Origin of the sequence: Photobacterium carnosum (assembly GCF_002849605.1) — a bacterium.
In the GTDB taxonomy this organism is placed as follows: Bacteria; Pseudomonadota; Gammaproteobacteria; order Enterobacterales; family Vibrionaceae; genus Photobacterium; species Photobacterium carnosum.
This window is the reverse complement of the sequence record NZ_NPIB01000037.1, coordinates 14979-34648: the sequence shown is the minus strand read 5'-3', so window position 1 is coordinate 34648 and position 19670 is coordinate 14979. Positions and strand designations below refer to the sequence as shown.

Here is a 19670-nt window from a genome sequence, read left to right as displayed (position 1 = left end):
TCATTGCCTTCGAACTTGGTGTGATTCCACCATGTTCTTGCTTTAGCTGAGCAACCCAGCGACTCATTGCTGTATATCCGACACCAACAGCATTACATGCTTCTTGTATTGTGTAGCCTTTATTTAAGACTAAATTGGCAGCATCATGCTTGAATGCGACTGAATAAGTTGTTCGAGCTTTTTTCATTATGTACACCATTTTGACATTAAGAATATTTTATCCTATTTAGGTGTACAAGTTCATTAAGCCACAACAACCCTGTAAATATTATATAACATTTGCTATATTTATATGTCCATAAGCATCCAGTTTACTTAAAGGATACTTATGAACTGAAAAAATTAATACCTTTAAATGCATATATTATAATACAGCTAATATTTTTTCCTTCTCGCTAATATCCTTCTTAAGGGCAACTTTTGTCTTTTCTAACATCGATAGTTGATTTTTGTAATACTTTTGAGCATTCTTCTTATTATCAAGTTTTATTTTTTCTGTTTTAGCTTTTATCTTCGCAATCTCTTGATCGATAGATAAAATCTCTGATTTTAATAATACAAGATCTTTTTCTAATTTTAACTTTTCTATCTCTTGTTTTGTCGTAACCTGCTTTTCTTGAGCTAAATTAACTTCTATTATCGCTTGCCTTCTTCCTTGCTCATTCATCGCCTTATGATAAGTACAACCTCCAATCATAAACAAAGAGACACAAAGTACAGATAATTTAGTTATTCCATTACAATTCATTATTACACTCCCATTTCAGGCTCATAACGAAGATTTTTATATAATTCGTCTACCTGTAAGTACTTACCTTCGCGAACTTCATGAAGATGCCTTTCTAATAGATCCATACCCTTGATCTGTTGATTACTTACCTTATTTTCTTTCAACCAATGAACAAGTTCATCTTTTACTTCAGGAAAAAGAGTATGATCAGTATTATCAACAATTTGAATAATATATCTGCGATATTCTTTCAGCATATTTTCAGCTTCAAGTTTGTTAATTCTCCAAATTTTTGGGTCTTTTGATACTTTCCGTTTTTTCTCTATTGTTTCTAAATTCCGCCAGGCACTATATAAGTTATAACCTGCAACGCGAGTTAGGGCTTCTAAAAGACGTTTTTCAGCAACAACAATTCGCTTTTTATTCTTTTCAATTTCAAAATTTGCAGTGCTATCCCTGCGTTCAGCATCATTAACTCGTTGCTGCAAGCTAATCATTTGTTTTTTTGATAACTCAGCATTACTAAGTACAATAGTTTGCTGACTAACGTTCTGTTTTAATTTGTCTATTTCAGAATGTAATCGAGATATTTCGGAATCTTTACTGTCTATAAGAATATCAAACTTATTCTCAAGTGAACTTATATCCGCTAACTTAGCCAAATCAACATTTTTAGCTCTCTCTGCGTCAAGTTCTCTAGATATAGCATCTATATCAACTTTTTTTTGCTCTAAATTCCCTTTTAATACAATAAAGTCAGATTCAACCTGCGAATTTTGCTGCCGAAGACTGTTGTTTTCTTCTACTAAGCGCTCACTTTCAGTATTGTAATGACTAATTTGATCATTAATAGCTTGTTGTGAAAGACTAGTATTACCAGATGCCGTTGGTTGGCTAACGCCACTATCACTACTTAGATAGTCGTCATAACCGCCATCTAATTCTTCATTTGAATATCCAGTTTCGCTTACTAATGTTCCTAAAGCTAAACGGAAACCAACTTTAGATAAACGAATTAAGTCTCCATTAGCATTATAACCATCATACTCTGTACGACTTGATACCTTTAGATCTCTTGGATCTGTAGTGTAATTCCCACCACGAATAACTAATCCACCAAATCGTGCAAAAAGGAAATCATGTCCAAAAACACCAAAAGTAAGCTCTTCAGCATTACCTAGCATATCGTAAAGCCCCAAAGGGTTTGGCTTAATATGCTCAGAACCAATTTCTTTCATCTTTTTACCAGAAGACCCCCTATGCCATTCATAGCCCGCAAGCGTCATGCTCTGGTTTTCATCAACATATGGATACGGTCGGTCAAACACACTTGACGATACTTTATTACCTCCACGTGCAGCAAATGCCCACTCGACTTCTGTTGGTAAACGAAAATAAGCAATCGCATTACCATTTTTTGGCAAAGATTCTCTGTCAGTTTTCAGCATTAAAACATTAAGAGCTTCAATAAACGCAAATATTTCAGCTGCTGTTTTTCCTGTTTGCGGCAACTTAGAATTAATTATAGGATCAACTATAAGTTGATTCTCATGTTGCCACCAACGCATAACTGCATTCCATTGCTGTTCTGATACCTCGGTTTGTCCCAGATAATACAACCATTCTTTTTTACCATTATCACTCACACCAATGAATGAACCACCTAAATTTGTCGTTGAAAGTCGTTCTTTATAGCTGACATCATTACCATCTCGAGAACCAAGCTTGACTCTTTTTGAAGAAAACACTTTATTTCCATCAAGCCCTAAATAAATAGGTTGGAATTTAAGTGATATATCATCGGGTAATTTAAATTCAATAGTTTCATTTGCATATAATTTAGAACTTAAAAAAGACACAATAAAAAATAATAAAGCAGTTAATACGGGTATGTATTTATTCATGAATATACCTTTGCGAGTCCATTCGGTTAATAAAACCACCAGCTAATAAAGAACTTATTCCGCCTAAAGAAAGAATAATGACAATAAGAGATAATATATGATCTACTTTTAATCGAGTTAATGACTCTGTTTCACCTAATAGATCAACAAACCAATGAGATGCTAATACTCCAAATATCCAATATGCCATAAATGAAATCACCAACCCAATAGAAATTAAAATCATGCTCTTAATAAATGGAAAAAAGATAATCGTACTCTTATCTACTCCCAACATATTTAAATAGGCCAAATCCTTTCGTCTTCTCTGTACAGTCGCATAAACAGAAGCACTCACAGCAAAAACAGTAGATACACCAGAAATCGTTGCAATAAGAAAATAAATCTTTTTCATATAATCTGATAATGTACGTATTTTCTGTACTTCATATAACCGTGAAACAGGTTCTTTTAGAGCGTTAAGGCCAAGATCATCACCAACATGCTTGACCGTTTGAACTAATGCATCAAGCTGTTCTATTGATTCTGAGTACACTCGAAAATAACGTACTTGTTCTGTACCACTTAAAGAAAAAGCATGTTGGTCACGGTTATAATTTGCGCCTAGCCGCTCAGCAGTGCGCAACAAACCCGAAAAATAATGGCTGGCGACAATATATCCTGACGGCACTTTCTCTGAAACTTCTAAAAAAACAGGAATAGTTGTCTTGTTCTCTTTTACACCTGTTTTTAATAGTAATTGTTGCTCTCCTGAAAAACTTCGATCCTCATTAGAAATATAAAGTATTGGTTTAGAATCTTCATCCCAACGAGGAGACAACATTTCTGGCAGCATATATATCTGCCATTTTTTCGATATATCTAATTTATTTAGTTCAAGTTCTATATCTTTAATATAAGGAACAAGTTGAGGATCATAACCATAATTTAACAGCGCATTATTAAGTACCTGTATATCTGATGCTGTGATCGTATTATTAACAGTTTGCCAAAGTCGCCAATCACTATTTTTCTGAGTACTCATTAACTCTGTATAAACTTTAGGCATAGAACTAAAAGGTAATCTACCAGCAAGCATCTGTCGAAAATCTTCATCTTTCGGTTTTTTAAAAGAAAATCCAGTTATCACACCATCATATTCTGGATGAAAATTATTTTCTCGATTTCCCATTAAACCGAGATCTGATATCTCATACCCTTTGCGCCAATGATAAATATCATTAAAGACAGCAACCGGAAGATAAATTTTCACATCAGGCATCATTTCAGAATCTAAAACACCGACTATTGTAAAATCCATCGGAACTTCTTCAGGATAATTCGCATTTGTCGTTCGTCTTAACAACAAGGTTAATTTATCCCCTTTAAACTTCCCTACTTTTTTACTCAGTGGTTCCGATATAACTACCCATTGAATATCATCGCCAATACCAATAGGATTTGATTGAATAACAAAAGGATCTTGCTTTGAACTAGGCACTACATTAATAGAATCATGTAGTCCTTTAACATCTAAGAGTAAATGTGATGTCTCAGAAGGAATAAATGCTATTCCAGATTGGCGAATAACTTCTAACATATCTAACGGAATAGGACTTTGTGACATAAACTTAGGTCGAACAAGTCGGCTAGCCGGATCGCTTTCAAGCGTATCCAACATATTGCCAATAATCCCTTGTTGTAACCCTAATAAAATAATTATTGGTGTAAAAATAGCACCGAGTGAACATACCATACACAACGATAAAATACGTTCATGGCTAATATCCCTAAACGCTAATATCGTGATATATAAGTAATCTTTTAACATCGCTAACCTCAATCACCCAAATTCCCTTCTTCATGAAGAGTTGAGATAGTTTCATCATTCACTTGTCTTACAGAAAAACGATAAATTCTATTGGCAAAATCTTGAACCAATGAACTATCATGGCTAACGAGGATCAAGCTCGAACCAGAATTTCGGACTCGTGTCGTTAAATTTTCCATCAACCGAACCGCGCTCAAAGAATCCATTGCCGAAGTTGGTTCATCTGCCAAGATAATATCTGGCTGTTGAATCAGAGCTCTTGCAACGGCCCCTTTTTGTCGTTGCCCACCTGAAAGTTGTAACGGTTTTTTATTAAGAAGTTTCTCTATCCCTAGACTATCTACAATTTCGTTAAAGTCGGCTTGTTTTCCTTTTTTTAGTCTTGTTACAAGCGATATATTCTGCCGTAACGTTAAAAACTCTAATAAGCCACCACTTTGTAAAATATAAGCGATATTATTACGTCGAAGTTTATTTATATCCTTTTCGTTCAATAATTGTACATCTCTAACATCGCTGTCATCCGAACAAATAATAAACTTCTCAGCCTTATCTGGCTTACACAGCATTGCTATTATATCGAGCATTGTTGACTTCCCACATCCATTGGAACCAACAATAGCAACAATCTCTTTCTGACGTAGTTCAAAACTGGGAATTTGGATCGTGATATTATGATCCAAATCCCCCAGTTTTTTTTCTACTCCAGTAAGAATCAATCTCTTACTTAGTTTTTTCATCGTTATGGCAACTGATTCAACTCAACACCAACGACACGATCTCGCTCGCTCGTCCCCATACTTAGCTTCTTCCAAACGTTTGAGTTACCCTGCTGACGTTTAAGATCTTCATAATGACGTAATTTATTGTTCATAGAACGAACAAATGCTTGCACTCGATCCATACTCTGAAACTCTTCTCTCGTCGTTGCCATGATGTCACTATCATAAGGAAGATTATTCATTCCTAATGGTGCAGAGAACGCATCTCGGAAATTAACTGCTGAAGGATCAACCATCGTAAAACGGGTGTTATCACTGACAAGATCGAAGAAATCAAGAGTCGTACCGCTATCACCTCGCATTGCCATCTCACCAATATTTTTCAACTCTTGCACACGTTGTTCCAGTTCATCTAACTCAACTTCATTAAGTAAAATCATTGGAGCTAACGCTTCACGGCCAGGTGCATTCATCACTTTATCTGCAACCCAGCCAACAACTGCGTTATCTGGCATTGTAGGATCTGCAAGTAACAAATCTGCCTGCTGGAAAAGCAATTCAGCAACAGAACCTTCTTTGGTTTTCATTTCGCCCGTTTTTTGAGTTCCAAACGTATCAAAGATTTCTTTGGCATCATTCAACCCACTCGCGACAGTATTAGCAAACGCTACAGGAGAGCCGCCATCAATCACTGATAAGTGTGGAATTTCACGACTGGTTCCATATGCCCCTTCATAAGTTGATGAAAGTTGCTTATACTGTTTTTTACCTATTTTTGAATATTTAACAGCACCTTTAGATGCATCAATATATAGTGAGTAAATAGGAATTTTACGAGTATAAGATTTATCTCTTAATTCCTTAATACTGATATTGTCTTCTCGTCCCGGAGCATCCCCGATCAGAATAATTGTCTTTGCACTTTTATCTCGCCATTGCTTAGAATCAAGCGCAAGGTTTACACCATCCAATACCGCCTCTGGAATATCATCTGATTTAACCGGTATTTTCTGAGCCTCTACTTTACTTAATATTGTCACAAAGTCTGATGGGCTAAGAACACCGCTGTGCGTAAAATCTTTTTGTGAAAAGGCAAACTTTCTCTCTTTATCTTTGTCTTGATAGCCAATAAAACCAAAACGAATATCTTGCCCATTCGTATCAAGTACAAACTTCTTAACAACAGAAAGTAACTGATCTAAATAAGGTTGCATTGAACTGGTCAAGTCCATAACGAACACAATATCAATCGGAACATTACCCATGCTATCTTGATTTGCGCCATTCCGTGTTTGTGCCGCGACCTCTAACAAACGAGCAAATTGACCATCCATATACAACTCTTCTGAGTTTAATTTATAGAAATCAAGTAGCGGATACATCACGATTTGATCTTGGCTTTGACCAACCGTCGGCTCTATGGCTAAAGCACCACTAGTTCGATTTACATTACCTGATTCAAAATCAGCATATAACTTATCAAGTTGCTTGTTTCTCTCCATTTTATTCGCTTTCATCAAGGCAACAGCATCCTCTGCCGTTTCAAAAATAACAGACGGATCTCTATTTAAAGAGTTAGTAAAACGCATCACCAATGCGCGTTTCCATGAAATAGCATCTTCTTCAGAAATCCAACCAATAGTTTTTGGTTCCCAATTACTTGGTTTCTGCTTAGGAACATACTCTTCAGTCACCTGATACCAACGCTTTCCATTTTTATTCTCTTGCTTAATAACACCAAAAGCTTCATATAAAGGAAGGTTATCTCTTAAAACGTCAGCTGACTTCGTTGGGCTTGCATATAATTTAGCAAACTGCTTAGTAAGAACTCTATCAATGTTATTTTCATCAGGATGCTCACCGATACCATTCCAAAATGTCGTGGTACCATCCTCCAACCGAACTTCCCGAACAACACCCTGTATATATTTAGGATGTCGCTGTTTAGCCCACTGAATACCAACAGTTTGCTTATCTGTTTTCAAAGAGGCTGCCATCAAAGTATAAAGCGCAGTTCGATCGTTATTTTCAGACTCCGCTAACGCACTGACTTCTGATGAACAGTTATAGTTAATCTTCAAAAGACCATCTAAGCGTTCACCTAAACAAGAATCACTTGATATCTGCTCTTTTTCTAACGCAACTTGACGTACCTGCATTGTCGATAACAAATCAGAGTAACTGCTCGCATATGCTTCCCCTGAAAGGGTAAATAAACCTGCAATACCTAACGAAATACATTTGGATAAAGAAATTTTATTCTTGTTCATTAGCCTTATTCCTTATCCAAAATTGTTGAAGTACTATTAAGCTTTTCAGATATACGCCAAGGCTTAGCATTACCAATAAGTTCAATCGAAACAGGCTCGCCTGAGCTATTAGAATAAATGGTCATCGAACCTTTAATACTATCCTGAGCATTTTGAGCAAATTTAACGTAAAAGTATCCACTATTACCAGGTGCAATATCTAAGCTATCGTCTGTTTTCTCAGTACTAAAATTATTACTAGAAAACTTCATATCACCTAGTTGTAAGTTCACTTCACCATCATTAAAAACCTCAACTTTAGTAGACTCTCCTGGAGAAAGTACAAAAGAGGTTTGATCTACACGTAATAACGCATCACCTCTGAACAAAAATAGCCACATAGCAACCGCAACGACAAGTACAGCAATACTTAAAAAAGCGATCATCATCCAAGGGACCTTCTTCGGCGGAATAACTTCTTCTAAAACAGCACCACAAGGCTCATCAAAAACCGTCTGACCCGGGCAAATAGCTTCGCCATTATTATTGATGGTTACAAGAGATGCAGGAATAGCTTCATTTTGTGCTGCATGTTCACAATCGCCATCAGGACCGCCTGTATTTTTACAACGATATAAAGCGTCAGTCGTCATAATCATAAACTCCTTTTATAGATTTTCTTTTAATTCAGGGATTACTCGATTCAGTGCATCTTGAATAGCGGCTTTGAATTTCCCATATTTTTCATCTTCTTCGTTACGTTTTGCTAAAAGGAAGATCCATTTCTGGTAGTTACTCATATTAGCTTCAGCGCGGACGATATCTTCTGTTTGTATCTGAACCTTATTAAAGAGTTCATTGGTTTTAGAACCACTATCACGAACAAATTGTTCATGATAATTAGAATACAAAATAGCCAGTTCAAGGCTAACATCAACGGCATATTGCTCGGTCATACGTGATACAATATCTTTATTCGCATTCGTCAATTTAAAGCCAGTATCAATTCGATTATCAATTGGACTAAAAGTATCTTGTCGAGTACCAAAATAAATAGGTAAATCTACATCATCAGGTAATTGCATAAAACCCATGGCCGCTGCAACTAATACCGAAGGCAGCTGTAATTCCAACTCTTCAGCACGACTTGGCAACATCAAATCAGAAAATTGACTTGATTCACTATGACATTGATAAAAAATAAATTTTCCATCATTACTAAGCATAGCTTTATCATAATGCGTCTTCAATGCTGACGTGACTGCTGCTTGGCGAATAGGAAAAAAGAATGCAACTGTCATTGCACTAATTTCATTAGGACAACGCTCTTCAGGAATAACTTTAACCAATATCTCACCATCACTATTAGATATCATACCTATTGCACAGTACTGCAATGCTTCACTGAACGATGCGGGTACGTCTTTACATGCAGGTATTAACAATAGACGACGTTTTCTTGGTCCTGGTTTTGGTACATTAGGACGTGGCTGTCCACTATCAAAAGCAACCATCGGGCTTGATTTTTTAATCCATCCTCGAACAATTTCTTCCAATGCAGGTGTAACTTCATGAAACTCTTCATAAAGCTCCTTGATGATATTTCGACCAAAGAATGGTTTGAAATTAGGACTTTTCTCAACAATAGCAGCATGAAAAACATGACTATATTGTAACGATTCTTTTCTTATTGTGTCTGGGAAAACACCACGAACAACGTTAGTCTTATCATCAATCGTCATAAAGTGGTTATAAGCTTGAAATGTCTTTTTATCTCCACGTAATTCTTTAAGTTTCTCCCAAATAGAAGTGCTGTTTTTCTCCAATAATGATTTATCGGTCACAAAGTATTGTTGGATAGAATCATTAATTTCTTCCCAGCTAATCCAATCTTCAATACCTATTTTTTCCTCTTTCTCAATCATAAGTTCAGTAACAAGGTTGTCCCTTAACGTCACCATGTTGAGCTTAAATTGACCGACATCTTTACGCAGTAAACGTAAATTATCTAATAATTCCATACAAAAATCAGAACCATAAGCAGCAGCACGTTCATAAGTACGGTTAGCATAATAATTAACTGACTCTGCCTGATATTGCGAGAATAGTCGAATTGCACCACCGCTTACCGCATAAGCAATTTTTCCTATTTTTCTAATCTCGTCATGTATTGCACTACGTTTGTTTTGTGCAATGTCAGCCATCTTTTCATAACCAGAACGTTTCTTGGTAAATCCAGCAGCATCTTCTTCAATTCGCTTAATAAGCGTATCTACAATATCAGGGAGATTATTAACAGTATAATTTTCAAGGTTATCTTCTAATCCATTGAGTATTATTGCTTCAATATGTTTTTTTACACGTGCAGCACGCTTATCTATTTCTATATTTTTACCATGATGACTAAAATAACGCTCAACTCCACCGTTATCACCTAACGGACGAAACGTTTCATTCCAGTGTTTGTCTGCTTCACGGTTAAATACTGTTATCCACTGCTGCATTTCTTTATACGATTTTGCAGCTATTGCTTCTTGCTCTATTTTTTCAAGCGTAGATCGCCAATCTTGTTGATAAGATGCAAAATCAATTTCATTGTCGTCTTTGGTATTACCAACAGTTTTATCTAACCATAAGTCGTTTTTGCTTACATCAAGGACTTTAATTGAATCTCCGACAAATGCAGTAGCATTGAATGCTAATGGATTATCTAGGAAAGATTTAACCCAATTATTATGTAAAAGCTGTAAACTAAACTGCAAGCCTAAAGAAGACGATAAACGCTGGCGAATTTTAGTTTCAGGGATAGATACGCGATGGACGCCATAGGCACCATTTTTCATCGAGCGCGTACCTGTAAAACCTTCATCCGTTGTTTCCGGATTATCTTCGTTTGATAAAGCTTGGCGAATAGAGTTAGGTAAATCACCCAACTGTCGAACAGACAACTGGAAAAGTAATTCAGCGGTACTATCAATTTGTTCAGGTAAACTCGCTTTCGTGCCACGATCTGTCGTATCCGTTACTAAGAATAACGACTTGTATGTTTGTTTAAGATCGTAATAATTCGTATCATCGGCACCAGCATCAACAGGCTTGATTGACAAACGTTTTGGCTGCGGTGGGTTCCTGATATCCCATGGCTTGTATAGCGAACGATTAAAAGCGTTATATTCTTTTAAAGCCGCATATTGGTTAATATAAAATCGACCTGTATTCTTATCACCTACATCGGCAGCTGTTGTAAAAGCATGAATATAAATATTCGAACGCCATGACGTATTACTTAAGTACGACTGGAGTTGGGCAACAATATCAAGCATTGTGCCACCGCCAGTACCAGTAGCAATACTGCCAGCCACATGAATATCAACAACAAACTCGCCACCATTGCCAGAAAGACGTTCGAGACGATTTGCAACACCACTAATGATATTGTCTATATTATCTCCACTCGCAAGTGCTAAACGACCTAATCGACGTAATTGATTACAACCACAGTCAGGCTCAAGACCGACGGTAATATTTGTTAAATGTTTCTTTTCATCTTCTCTGCGTAACCACGGAGACACGCCAGAATAGAGATCAAGATTTTGCGCAGTATCCATAACAGAAGCACTTTTTAACAATACTTGTTCACGCCCCATTAAGGTAATATCATCACCAAGGCTAACCCACTCACTACGTTTACCTTGTCCGGCTAAATCATCAGCATGAGAATCGATACTCAATGTTGCAATACGTGAAATATGCTCAACCCCAATATTTTCCTTGAACTCGAACATATCAGGTATTTGTTTATCTTCAGCTCCGCGGGCTCTCCATTCAACATGAAGTTTTTTCTTTAAATCGCGAACAACTTCACAACCGGTTCCACCGATACCAACCAACAACGTATTCTTTTGAGCCATCTTAAATCCCTATACGGCCTATATAAGCCATGCTTTTTATTTATTAATATCTAACGTTTTATACTACTTTAACGACGCTAAAGTTTTCTTTTATACTTCTAAGTGCTATCCATGAAATAAGACCGATAACAATTATTTGTATTAATAGCCAAGTAATAAAAACTAAAATTGAACCAACAATCATAATTCTTCCAGACTGTTCTAATAGTGCTTTTGAAATACGATCGCTTGCGATTTTATATGCATCACTCACTAGATAACTTGAATTATTTTTAGAAAAATGTTGCTTCATATCGTTCAAAATATCAGATTTGGCTGTGCCTGATTTAGCCGTAAGAATCCAGCTTAAAAATGGCATTGTTTTTTCAAAATTATTCTCAGCGGCAATAAGATAAGTATTAGTCGCGACTAATTGAGCTTTTTCTGAATGCGTTGGAATACTAGACCCACCTTGTTCTGGGTGAGGATAACTGTCAAAGTTCTCAAGCTGGCGTCCATTTTCTGTTTTTAAATCTGCTACATTTTCGTATGCTTCACGAAAGGTTTTATCTCTCCAATCAGTATTAGCCATAAGTGATAATTCCCACCCCTTAATAACTACTTTCACTACGGGCTCTGTAAACTGAAGAGAAAATAAAAATAGAACTGCAGCGAATGTTGTTACGAATGAAAAAAATGACCCAATAACGAAACCAACTCCAGCTTCATAAGTATTATTAATATTTCTTGCAATAACTTTAATTAACCAAACAACTGCGGTTGAGAAAAATATTGCAACTGGAATACTGATATAAAAAAGTTTCCCCGTAGATTTCATTTCAAGGATAAGTTGAAAAAAAATCATTATAACTTCGAATATTAATGAATCAGAGTTGATAAGATGTTCGAGGATATATTGTTCCATTTTATTCACCCTTAAAAATATAGAAATCTATTAACACATCAACTTTAAAATAATAAAAAATCATATCAATACACCCTATTTATATTATTGACCAACAGATCATTTAATACACATACCAAATTAGAATACTTTTACTTCCAAACACATGGATACCTATTAAGAATAAAAATATTGTAATAAACAAACGAATATCTATTATTCCAAATATTAATTCATCCAAGAAACTAAAGTAATCCGTATCAAATAAATCAGATACTGCAATCCAACAACACCAAAGATAGTTGTTCAATTTCATACACTTAACAATATAAACTTAAGCAACTATTATAAGGTTTAACGACGATTAGACTCACTTAAGAACCATGAGACCAAATGTATAACAATTAACGGCCATTTCATATAAAATACCCATTATATCAGCTTGTTATGTGACTGTAGTCACAAAAAAATGCTCGTATTATTTGGTACTATTTTTTAATATGTATTTAACAGATATCACACCAATGGAAAATCATTAAAAAAACGCTATAAATAGGTGAATAAAGTTAAGTCACGTTTAGGAGAAATAGAAAAATATTTATATTATAAATATATTACTAACAACTACCTTCACATTATAATAAAGATAAAAAATCAGCAATACAGTAACATTTAGCCTAAACAAGGTACCAATAAATACATTAATTAAAAATAGCATTATTTATATTTCCAGTCATTAGTAAATAGTTAAAGGTGAATTATTTATAACTAAGTTATCGATGTTTAATGGACATCCTCCCCTCCATAAATGAAGGGGCTTCCACATAGTACAATATCATTCGCAAGCGAATGATGGTTGCTATCCATTCCTTAAAAGAAAGGGTTTGCGCTATTAACCGTTGATCAACACAAAACTAAAAATACCTGATAACTTTTTATTGATACTCACTATTTTTCTAGTTATAACATTCTAACTAAAGCTGGAGTAATAATCATAGGGGAATGATTATCTTTATCAGACTATACCCTTATAAAATATAATTATATATATGCTGGAATAAAAAATACCCCAATAATATATTGGGGCATTTAAGGTATAAAAAAGGTCATATCTTCCTTTTTTATTGTTCTCTTTCTGATGAACGACTATATATTATTCCCAATCAAGAATAACTTTACCTGACATGCCTGAACGCATAACGTCAAAACCTTGCTGAAAATCGTCAATCTTATAATGGTGAGTAATGATTGGCGTTAAATCTAGGCCTGATTGAATCAAGCTTGCCATTTTGTACCATGTTTCAAACATTTCACGACCGTAGATACCTTTAATGATTAAGCCTTTAAAGATAACTTGTGTCCAGTCAATGCCCATGTCTGATGGTGGAATGCCAAGTAATGCAACCTTACCACCGTGGTTCATGCTCGATAACATGCTGTTAAATGCCATTGGATTGCCTGACATTTCTAAACCAACATCAAAGCCTTCTTTCATGCCTAACTCATTCATAACATCGGTTAGGTTTTCATTGGCAACGTTAACGGCGCGAGTTACACCCATTTTACGTGCAAGATCTAAGCGGTATTCGTTAACATCGGTGATCACAACATGGCGAGCACCAACATGTTTTGCAACCGCAGCTGCCATAATACCAATTGGACCAGCACCGGTGATCAATACATCTTCACCGACAAGATCAAACGATAATGCAGTATGAACCGCGTTGCCAAATGGGTCGAAAATCGAGGCTAAATCATCTGAGATATCATCTGGAATTTTAAATGCATTAAACGCAGGAATAACCAAAAACTCTGCAAACGCACCTTCACGGTTAACGCCAACACCAACGGTATTACGGCATAAATGGGTACGACCACCGCGACAGTTACGGCAATGTCCACAGGTGATGTGCCCTTCACCAGAAACACGATCGCCTAAGTTAAAGCCACGCACTTCTTGTCCCATGCCTACAACTTCGCCTACATATTCATGACCCACAACCATAGGTACAGGAATGGTTTTTTGTGACCACTCATCCCAGTTGTAGATATGTACGTCTGTACCACAAATAGCTGTTTTCTTAATACGAATAAGTAGATCATTATGCCCCATTTGCGGCTTATCTACTTCAGTCATCCAGATACCTTCTTCAGGCTTTAATTTAGACAGAGCTTTGATTTTCATAACACTTATTCCATAAAGCTAGAACAACCGTTTAATGGTGTTCTATACAATGACCTTAACGAATTGTTAAGGCCGTACCGATGTTAATAACGAAAAACGAATTAAATAATCGCCATCTCTTTACCCACTTCAATAAAGACATCAATCGCTTTATCAAGTTGCTCTCGAGTGTGTGCTGCTGACATTTGAGTACGAATACGCGCTTTACCGTTTGGTACTACTGGGAATGAGAAACCTACCACATAGATACCTTTTGCGAGTGCGCGCTCAGCAAATTCTGCTGCTACTTTCGCATCACCCAACATAATTGGAATGATAGCGTGATCAGCACCGGCCATAGTAAAACCGGCATCTGTCATACGGGTACGAAAATGCGCTGCGTTAATCCATAGGTTGTCGCGTAAGTCACCACTTTCTGCCAATAGATCAATAACACGGTTTGATGCGGCAACAATCGCTGGCGCAACAGAATTTGAGAACAAGTATGGACGTGAACGTTGGCGTAACCAATCAATCACTTCTTTCTTACCCGACGTGTAACCGCCTGATGCGCCACCCATTGCTTTACCCAGCGTACCTGTAATGATATCAATACGATCCATTACATTATGGTGCTCGTGTGTACCACGACCATTAGCACCCATAAAGCCGACAGCGTGTGAGTCATCAACCATCACAAGTGCGCCATATTTCTCGGCTAAATCACAGATAGCAGGCAAGTTAGCCACTACGCCGTCCATTGAAAACACACCGTCAGTTACGATCAATGTATTACGTGCGCCCGCTTCTTTGGCTGCGATCAATTGTTGCTCAAGCTCTTCCATGTTGTTATTTGAGTAACGGAATCGCATTGCTTTACATAAACGTACACCATCAATAATAGAGGCGTGGTTTAGTGCATCTGAAATGATGGCATCTTCAGCACCAAGGATCGTTTCAAATAGACCCGTATTCGCATCAAAACATGAGGTATAAAGAATGGTGTCTTCCATTCCTAAGAAATTCGATAGTTTTTGCTCTAATTCTTTATGCGCGTCTTGTGTGCCACAAATAAAACGCACCGATGCCATACCAAAACCGTGTTGATCCATACCTGCTTTTGCAGCAGCAATCAATTCAGGGTGGTTAGCTAAACCTAAGTAATTATTTGCACAGAAGTTTAATACTTCTTCACCCGATTGGATCGTTACGGCTGCTTGTTGTGCAGATGTAATAATACGCTCAGATTTGTATAGTCCTTCAGCTTTAACATCTTCAATTTGCTGATTAATTTGCTTATAGAATGCAGAAGACATGTGTTCCTCACAGATTTATTGGATGGTAACTAAGCGCAATTGCTAATAAAACCTAAAAGCTACTCTTTCAGACCAATAACATCCTGCAACAGCAGCATTAAATATCGAAGTCTAGGGAGTAACTTTCCTTTTACACCTTTTTTATTTGAAAATCGCTAACTATTTGGTGCTTTTTATCAACACTTTGAACTAGAACTTAATTGGTCACTTTTCAGCATTCTAATTCAAACCTAACCACAGTATTATCCCATACCATGGAAAATGATTATTGACTCTCAGGCACAAATGAATGGAAACTAATAAGCTCATCGCACTAATGCCAGATCTGGCTGTTTTTATCGTGGTCGTTGATGAAGGCAGTTATACTGCGGCAGCTAAAAAGCTCAATGTCACCCCTTCTGCGTTGAGTAAACAAATATCACGCTTAGAGACTGCACTTTCCGTAAAATTATTAGAACGTACTACGCGTACATTAATGATCAGTGAGTCGGGTAAACGTATTTATAACCAATGTACGATAATGTTTGATGCCGCCAAACAAGCGATTGAAATCTCGCATTCAGAGCCAATTGTGCCTGCGGGCATGATTACCGTCGCGGCTCCCAAAGCGTTTTTAGCGATTGTATTGCAACCTCTAGTAACGCCATTTTTAACCCAATACCCTGATATTCAATTAAAGCTTAAAGCCCGTGATGGCGATATTGATATTATAAAAGAAGGGATTGATGTGGTATTTAGGCTAACTGAAAAGCCCAGTGAGGATTTAGTTTTAAAGCAAATAGGCAAAGTCGATCTAATGCTATGTGCCAGCCCTGAATACTTAGCACAACGTGGCACGCCCAAAACACCACTAGATCTTGTCCATCATAATTGTTTGTATTTAGGGGAAACCAATACTGACAATATTTGGGATTTTGAACAACAACATACACGCCATCGCGTTACCGTAAGTGGTCGTTATGCGGTTAATCACTCTCAAATGCGACTTAATGGTGTAAAAGATAACTTAGGAATTGGAATCTTCCCTGATTTTGTGATCAAAGATGCTTTGCTCACAGGTGCGGTTATACAAGTATTACCTGCATGGACGATTCGGGGTAATTATCACGGCGATATTGCGCTTCAATATGCCCAAACTAAATTTATGCCCGCCCGATTAAGAGCATTTATTGACTACGTAATAGCAAATTTTAACTCTTAAAGTATTGATTAATTAGGAAATTTTAAGAAAATGTGCGTTTTTGTCACTTTTTGATTTTTTTAGCCTTTATTTTTGCAATAGCGCTAAAGTTATCATTTGAACAGTACTGATACACTTAACGCATAAAAGGCCATCACAAAATAAAGGACAATCGGTCCCCTCAATGTATGCCTCCAATGCAAAAGGATCAGTGTTAATGCACTCAAAAATCATAGAAAATCATGATGAATTAATCCACTGGATGCGTTTAGTCGAGAATACCTATGGCCGTTCAATTCTAACTGATACTGCCATTCATTTTGTTTCAGGCACTTATGATGACGGTACAACTGGCCATATGATTGAAATTTTCGATCTTGATGATGCGATTATTGCTAGCTCTGCGGTGAGCCATGAATTAGCTGAATTTGCGAATAAAATGAACAGTGTTGTTCAACAGCAAGGATCTAATAGTCTTGCAGCCTCTCGCAGTGTAATGCACTAAAACAATTAGCTTAAATATTCCATCGCTACTTTATTTCTCAGTCACTTCTGATTAGAGTGACTGCATAGCTTATACTTCGAACAGTATAATTAACTGCTTAACGGGAATAACACACACCTTCCGTTAAATTGAAATACAGTGGGAACTGCGATGGAAAAATATATTGGTTTAATGTCAGGCACCAGCATGGATGGCGTTGATGCTGTTCTCGTAGAAATTGACAACAATAATATTCGATTACTTGGTTCGCATCCCTTTGCTATGAGTAATAATCTTAAACAATCGTTATTAGACATTTGTTTAGGCCAACCAACGAATTTACAAACATTAGGTGAGCTAGACCACCGTTTAGGTCATCTTTTTGCTGATGCTGTATTAGCACTACTGAATAAAACCAAGACTGCTGCAACAGATATCACCGCCATCGGTAGCCACGGTCAAACCGTCTTTCATTCTCCCCATACAGAATATGCGTTTACGATGCAAATTGGTGATGCCAATATTATTGCCGCCAAAACAGGTATTACAACGGTAGCTGATTTTCGCCGCAAAGACATGGCATTAGGTGGTCAAGGTGCACCGCTAGTACCCGCTTTCCATCAACAACTTTTTAGTACAACCCAATGTACTCGGGTTATTTTAAATATTGGCGGCATTGCTAACATTACCGTATTAGAACCCAATAAAGCGGTAACAGGCTTTGATACTGGCCCTGGTAATATGTTGATGGATGCATGGACCAACCTCCACCAGCAAAAAAGTTATGATGACAATGGTAATTGGGCCCGTTTAGGGACGGTGAGTTCCGTATTATTAACTCGCTTATTGTCTGAACCATATTTGCAGCTATCAGCCCCTAAAAGTACTGGCCGAGAATTATTTAACCTAACATGGTTACAACAGTATTTAGCAGATCCCACTATTGCTGAGCTGCAACTCTCTGCTTGTGATATTCAAGCAACACTCACTGAATATACTGCGCAAACTATTGCTAATGACGTTAAAAAAACAGGCCTAACCCCTGCCGTTACACCAAATGAACTATTAGTCTGTGGTGGTGGCGCTCATAACCCGATTTTAATGCAGCGACTTGCAGAATTGCTACCAAGCTGGCAGGTTATGACAACCGCAGATCGTGGTGTAGATATTGATAACATGGAAGCAATGGCGTTTGCATGGCTTGCGTATCGCACCATGCATCATCAATCAGGTAATTTACCCGAAGTGACTGGAGCCAGTCGTTTAGCGCAATTAGGGGCAATTTATCCCGCGGATTAACAATATATTGTGCCTTGATGATTATTTAGCTTTGATGAGAATTATCCATGAACACACCTGTTACAAACACGCCCTATAAAAACGTTGCCTTAATTGCTTGTTCAACTCAATTTGATCCAGCACAAGTACCACAAGTGATTGACGTTTTCGAGAGTCATGGCTATCACGTAAATTGCCATTATTTACAGCAAAATATTTCAGATTTTGGCTATGTTGATACCGATCAAGCGCGAGCCCATAACTTAATTAAAGCATTACTTGATTCAACAATTGATGTGTTGTGGTTTTATCGTGGCGGTGGTGGCGCATTAAACCTATTGCCATATCTACAACGTTATAAACAGCAACTATTAGCCATTCCAGCAAAAGTGATTGTTGGGTTCAGTGATGTTACTGCTATTCATAGTTTTCTAAATAATGAACTAGGATGGCATTCAATTCATGGTGTTAATGCGAATAACCACCTTGATATGGGCACAACAAATCAGCAACCGTTACCTGATATCTCAGAGATAATGAACAACGGTGTTTCCTATAATAACGTATTGCCACTTAATGCATTAGCACACCAAGCGACGGCAATAAATGGGACTTTAGTTGGTGGTAATCACACTCTTGTTGCCGCAACATTTGGTACTCAATATCAGCCAGAATTCACAGGCAAGGTAGTCTTACTCGAAGATATCGGTGTAACCTTCCGCCAGTTAGATCGTTACTTACAGCAATTATTATTTTTAAATGATTTCAATGTAGAAGCGATTATTTTTGGTCAATATTACTCCACAGAACCAACAGACCAAGAACGCATAATGTATAAAGCAGTATTACAACACTTTGCCGAGCAATATGATAAGCCTGTCTATTATTTCCCATTCTTCGGCCACGGTAAATACAACCAGCCTTTTATATTAGGTAATAATATTACGTTACAGCGTAACCAAGATCTCACTTTGCTTAATACTACCGAATACGTAACATTACGCCAAATCTAACGGTAAACTGCGTTATTATTCCAATA

Annotated in this window: 15 protein-coding genes; 4 read left to right on the top strand and 11 right to left on the bottom strand. The window is 37.0% G+C overall.

The window, feature by feature from the left end:
* The 11 genes from CIK00_RS19960 to CIK00_RS19910 all read right to left on the bottom strand — a co-directional run.
* Positions 1-187 (bottom strand): transposase (locus CIK00_RS19960; RefSeq protein ID WP_167388570.1); only part of this gene is annotated, 187 nt, incomplete at its 3' end.
* A 177-nt stretch (positions 188-364) separates the two neighbouring features.
* Positions 365-748 carry a hypothetical protein gene (locus CIK00_RS19955; protein ID WP_101770305.1) on the bottom strand — a complete coding sequence of 128 codons (384 nt, stop codon included), beginning with the start codon at positions 746-748 and terminating at the stop codon, positions 365-367.
* A 2-nt stretch (positions 749-750) separates the two neighbouring features.
* A complete protein-coding gene (locus tag CIK00_RS19950; RefSeq protein ID WP_101770304.1) occupies positions 751-2634 on the bottom strand; it encodes a formylglycine-generating enzyme family protein in 1884 nt (627 codons plus the stop codon).
* Positions 2627-4444, bottom strand: a complete 1818-nt coding sequence (locus CIK00_RS19945; protein WP_101770303.1) for an ABC transporter permease family protein — start codon at positions 4442-4444, stop codon at positions 2627-2629. Before CIK00_RS19945 ends, CIK00_RS19950 begins: the two co-directional genes overlap by 8 nt.
* 8 nt (positions 4445-4452) lie before the next feature.
* Positions 4453-5184 carry an ABC transporter ATP-binding protein gene (locus tag CIK00_RS19940; protein ID WP_101770302.1) on the bottom strand — a complete coding sequence of 244 codons (732 nt, stop codon included), beginning with the start codon at positions 5182-5184 and terminating at the stop codon, positions 4453-4455.
* Positions 5185-5186: 2 nt separating this feature from the next.
* Entirely contained in the window at positions 5187-7436 is a 2250-nt protein-coding gene (locus tag CIK00_RS19935) for a DUF1318 domain-containing protein (RefSeq protein WP_101770301.1), read from the bottom strand.
* A gap of 5 nt (positions 7437-7441) precedes the next feature.
* Positions 7442-8068, bottom strand: coding sequence for a DUF1573 domain-containing protein (locus tag CIK00_RS19930; RefSeq protein WP_101770300.1), 627 nt, complete (start codon positions 8066-8068; stop codon positions 7442-7444).
* A gap of 15 nt (positions 8069-8083) precedes the next feature.
* A complete protein-coding gene (locus CIK00_RS19925; RefSeq protein WP_101770299.1) occupies positions 8084-11326 on the bottom strand; it encodes a tubulin-like doman-containing protein in 3243 nt (1080 codons plus the stop codon).
* A gap of 58 nt (positions 11327-11384) precedes the next feature.
* On the bottom strand, positions 11385-12230 hold the full coding sequence (locus tag CIK00_RS19920; RefSeq protein ID WP_101770298.1) for a hypothetical protein: 846 nt from the start codon (positions 12228-12230) through the stop codon (positions 11385-11387).
* A 1132-nt stretch (positions 12231-13362) separates the two neighbouring features.
* A complete protein-coding gene (gene tdh, locus CIK00_RS19915) occupies positions 13363-14394 on the bottom strand; it encodes an L-threonine 3-dehydrogenase (protein ID WP_101770297.1) in 1032 nt (343 codons plus the stop codon).
* A gap of 101 nt (positions 14395-14495) precedes the next feature.
* Positions 14496-15689, bottom strand: coding sequence for a glycine C-acetyltransferase (locus CIK00_RS19910; RefSeq protein ID WP_101770296.1), 1194 nt, complete (start codon positions 15687-15689; stop codon positions 14496-14498).
* Positions 15690-15978: 289 nt separating this feature from the next.
* On the opposite strand from CIK00_RS19910, the gene CIK00_RS19905 reads away from it, so the two are divergent.
* The 4 genes from CIK00_RS19905 (at position 15979) to CIK00_RS19890 (ending at position 19644) form a co-directional block, all read left to right on the top strand.
* Positions 15979-16890: a LysR family transcriptional regulator gene (locus CIK00_RS19905; protein WP_101770295.1), complete on the top strand. Its 912-nt coding sequence runs from the start codon at positions 15979-15981 to the stop codon at positions 16888-16890.
* Between the two features lie 196 nt (positions 16891-17086).
* Positions 17087-17374: a hypothetical protein gene (locus CIK00_RS19900; RefSeq protein WP_101770294.1), complete on the top strand. Its 288-nt coding sequence runs from the start codon at positions 17087-17089 to the stop codon at positions 17372-17374.
* Between the two features lie 150 nt (positions 17375-17524).
* Positions 17525-18652, top strand: coding sequence for an anhydro-N-acetylmuramic acid kinase (locus CIK00_RS19895; protein ID WP_101770293.1), 1128 nt, complete (start codon positions 17525-17527; stop codon positions 18650-18652).
* A 47-nt stretch (positions 18653-18699) separates the two neighbouring features.
* Entirely contained in the window at positions 18700-19644 is a 945-nt protein-coding gene (locus CIK00_RS19890) for an LD-carboxypeptidase (protein ID WP_101770292.1), read from the top strand.
* Positions 19645-19670: the final 26 nt, after the last annotated feature.

What these genes read in the sequence shown, in the direction of transcription:
- CIK00_RS19955 (WP_101770305.1), bottom strand. Translation starts at nt 748, where the DNA reads ATGAATTGTAATGGAATAACTAAATTATCTGTACTTTGTGTCTCTTTG.
- CIK00_RS19950 (WP_101770304.1), bottom strand. Translation starts at nt 2,634, where the DNA reads ATGAATAAATACATACCCGTATTAACTGCTTTATTATTTTTTATTGTG.
- CIK00_RS19945 (WP_101770303.1), bottom strand. Translation starts at nt 4,444, where the DNA reads ATGTTAAAAGATTACTTATATATCACGATATTAGCGTTTAGGGATATT.
- CIK00_RS19940 (WP_101770302.1), bottom strand. Translation starts at nt 5,184, where the DNA reads ATGAAAAAACTAAGTAAGAGATTGATTCTTACTGGAGTAGAAAAAAAA.
- CIK00_RS19935 (WP_101770301.1), bottom strand. Translation starts at nt 7,436, where the DNA reads ATGAACAAGAATAAAATTTCTTTATCCAAATGTATTTCGTTAGGTATT.
- CIK00_RS19930 (WP_101770300.1), bottom strand. Translation starts at nt 8,068, where the DNA reads ATGACGACTGACGCTTTATATCGTTGTAAAAATACAGGCGGTCCTGAT.
- CIK00_RS19925 (WP_101770299.1), bottom strand. Translation starts at nt 11,326, where the DNA reads ATGGCTCAAAAGAATACGTTGTTGGTTGGTATCGGTGGAACCGGTTGT.
- CIK00_RS19920 (WP_101770298.1), bottom strand. Translation starts at nt 12,230, where the DNA reads ATGGAACAATATATCCTCGAACATCTTATCAACTCTGATTCATTAATA.
- tdh (WP_101770297.1), bottom strand. Translation starts at nt 14,394, where the DNA reads ATGAAAATCAAAGCTCTGTCTAAATTAAAGCCTGAAGAAGGTATCTGG.
- CIK00_RS19910 (WP_101770296.1), bottom strand. Translation starts at nt 15,689, where the DNA reads ATGTCTTCTGCATTCTATAAGCAAATTAATCAGCAAATTGAAGATGTT.
- CIK00_RS19905 (WP_101770295.1), top strand. Translation starts at nt 15,979, where the DNA reads ATGGAAACTAATAAGCTCATCGCACTAATGCCAGATCTGGCTGTTTTT.
- CIK00_RS19900 (WP_101770294.1), top strand. Translation starts at nt 17,087, where the DNA reads ATGCACTCAAAAATCATAGAAAATCATGATGAATTAATCCACTGGATG.
- CIK00_RS19895 (WP_101770293.1), top strand. Translation starts at nt 17,525, where the DNA reads ATGGAAAAATATATTGGTTTAATGTCAGGCACCAGCATGGATGGCGTT.
- CIK00_RS19890 (WP_101770292.1), top strand. Translation starts at nt 18,700, where the DNA reads ATGAACACACCTGTTACAAACACGCCCTATAAAAACGTTGCCTTAATT.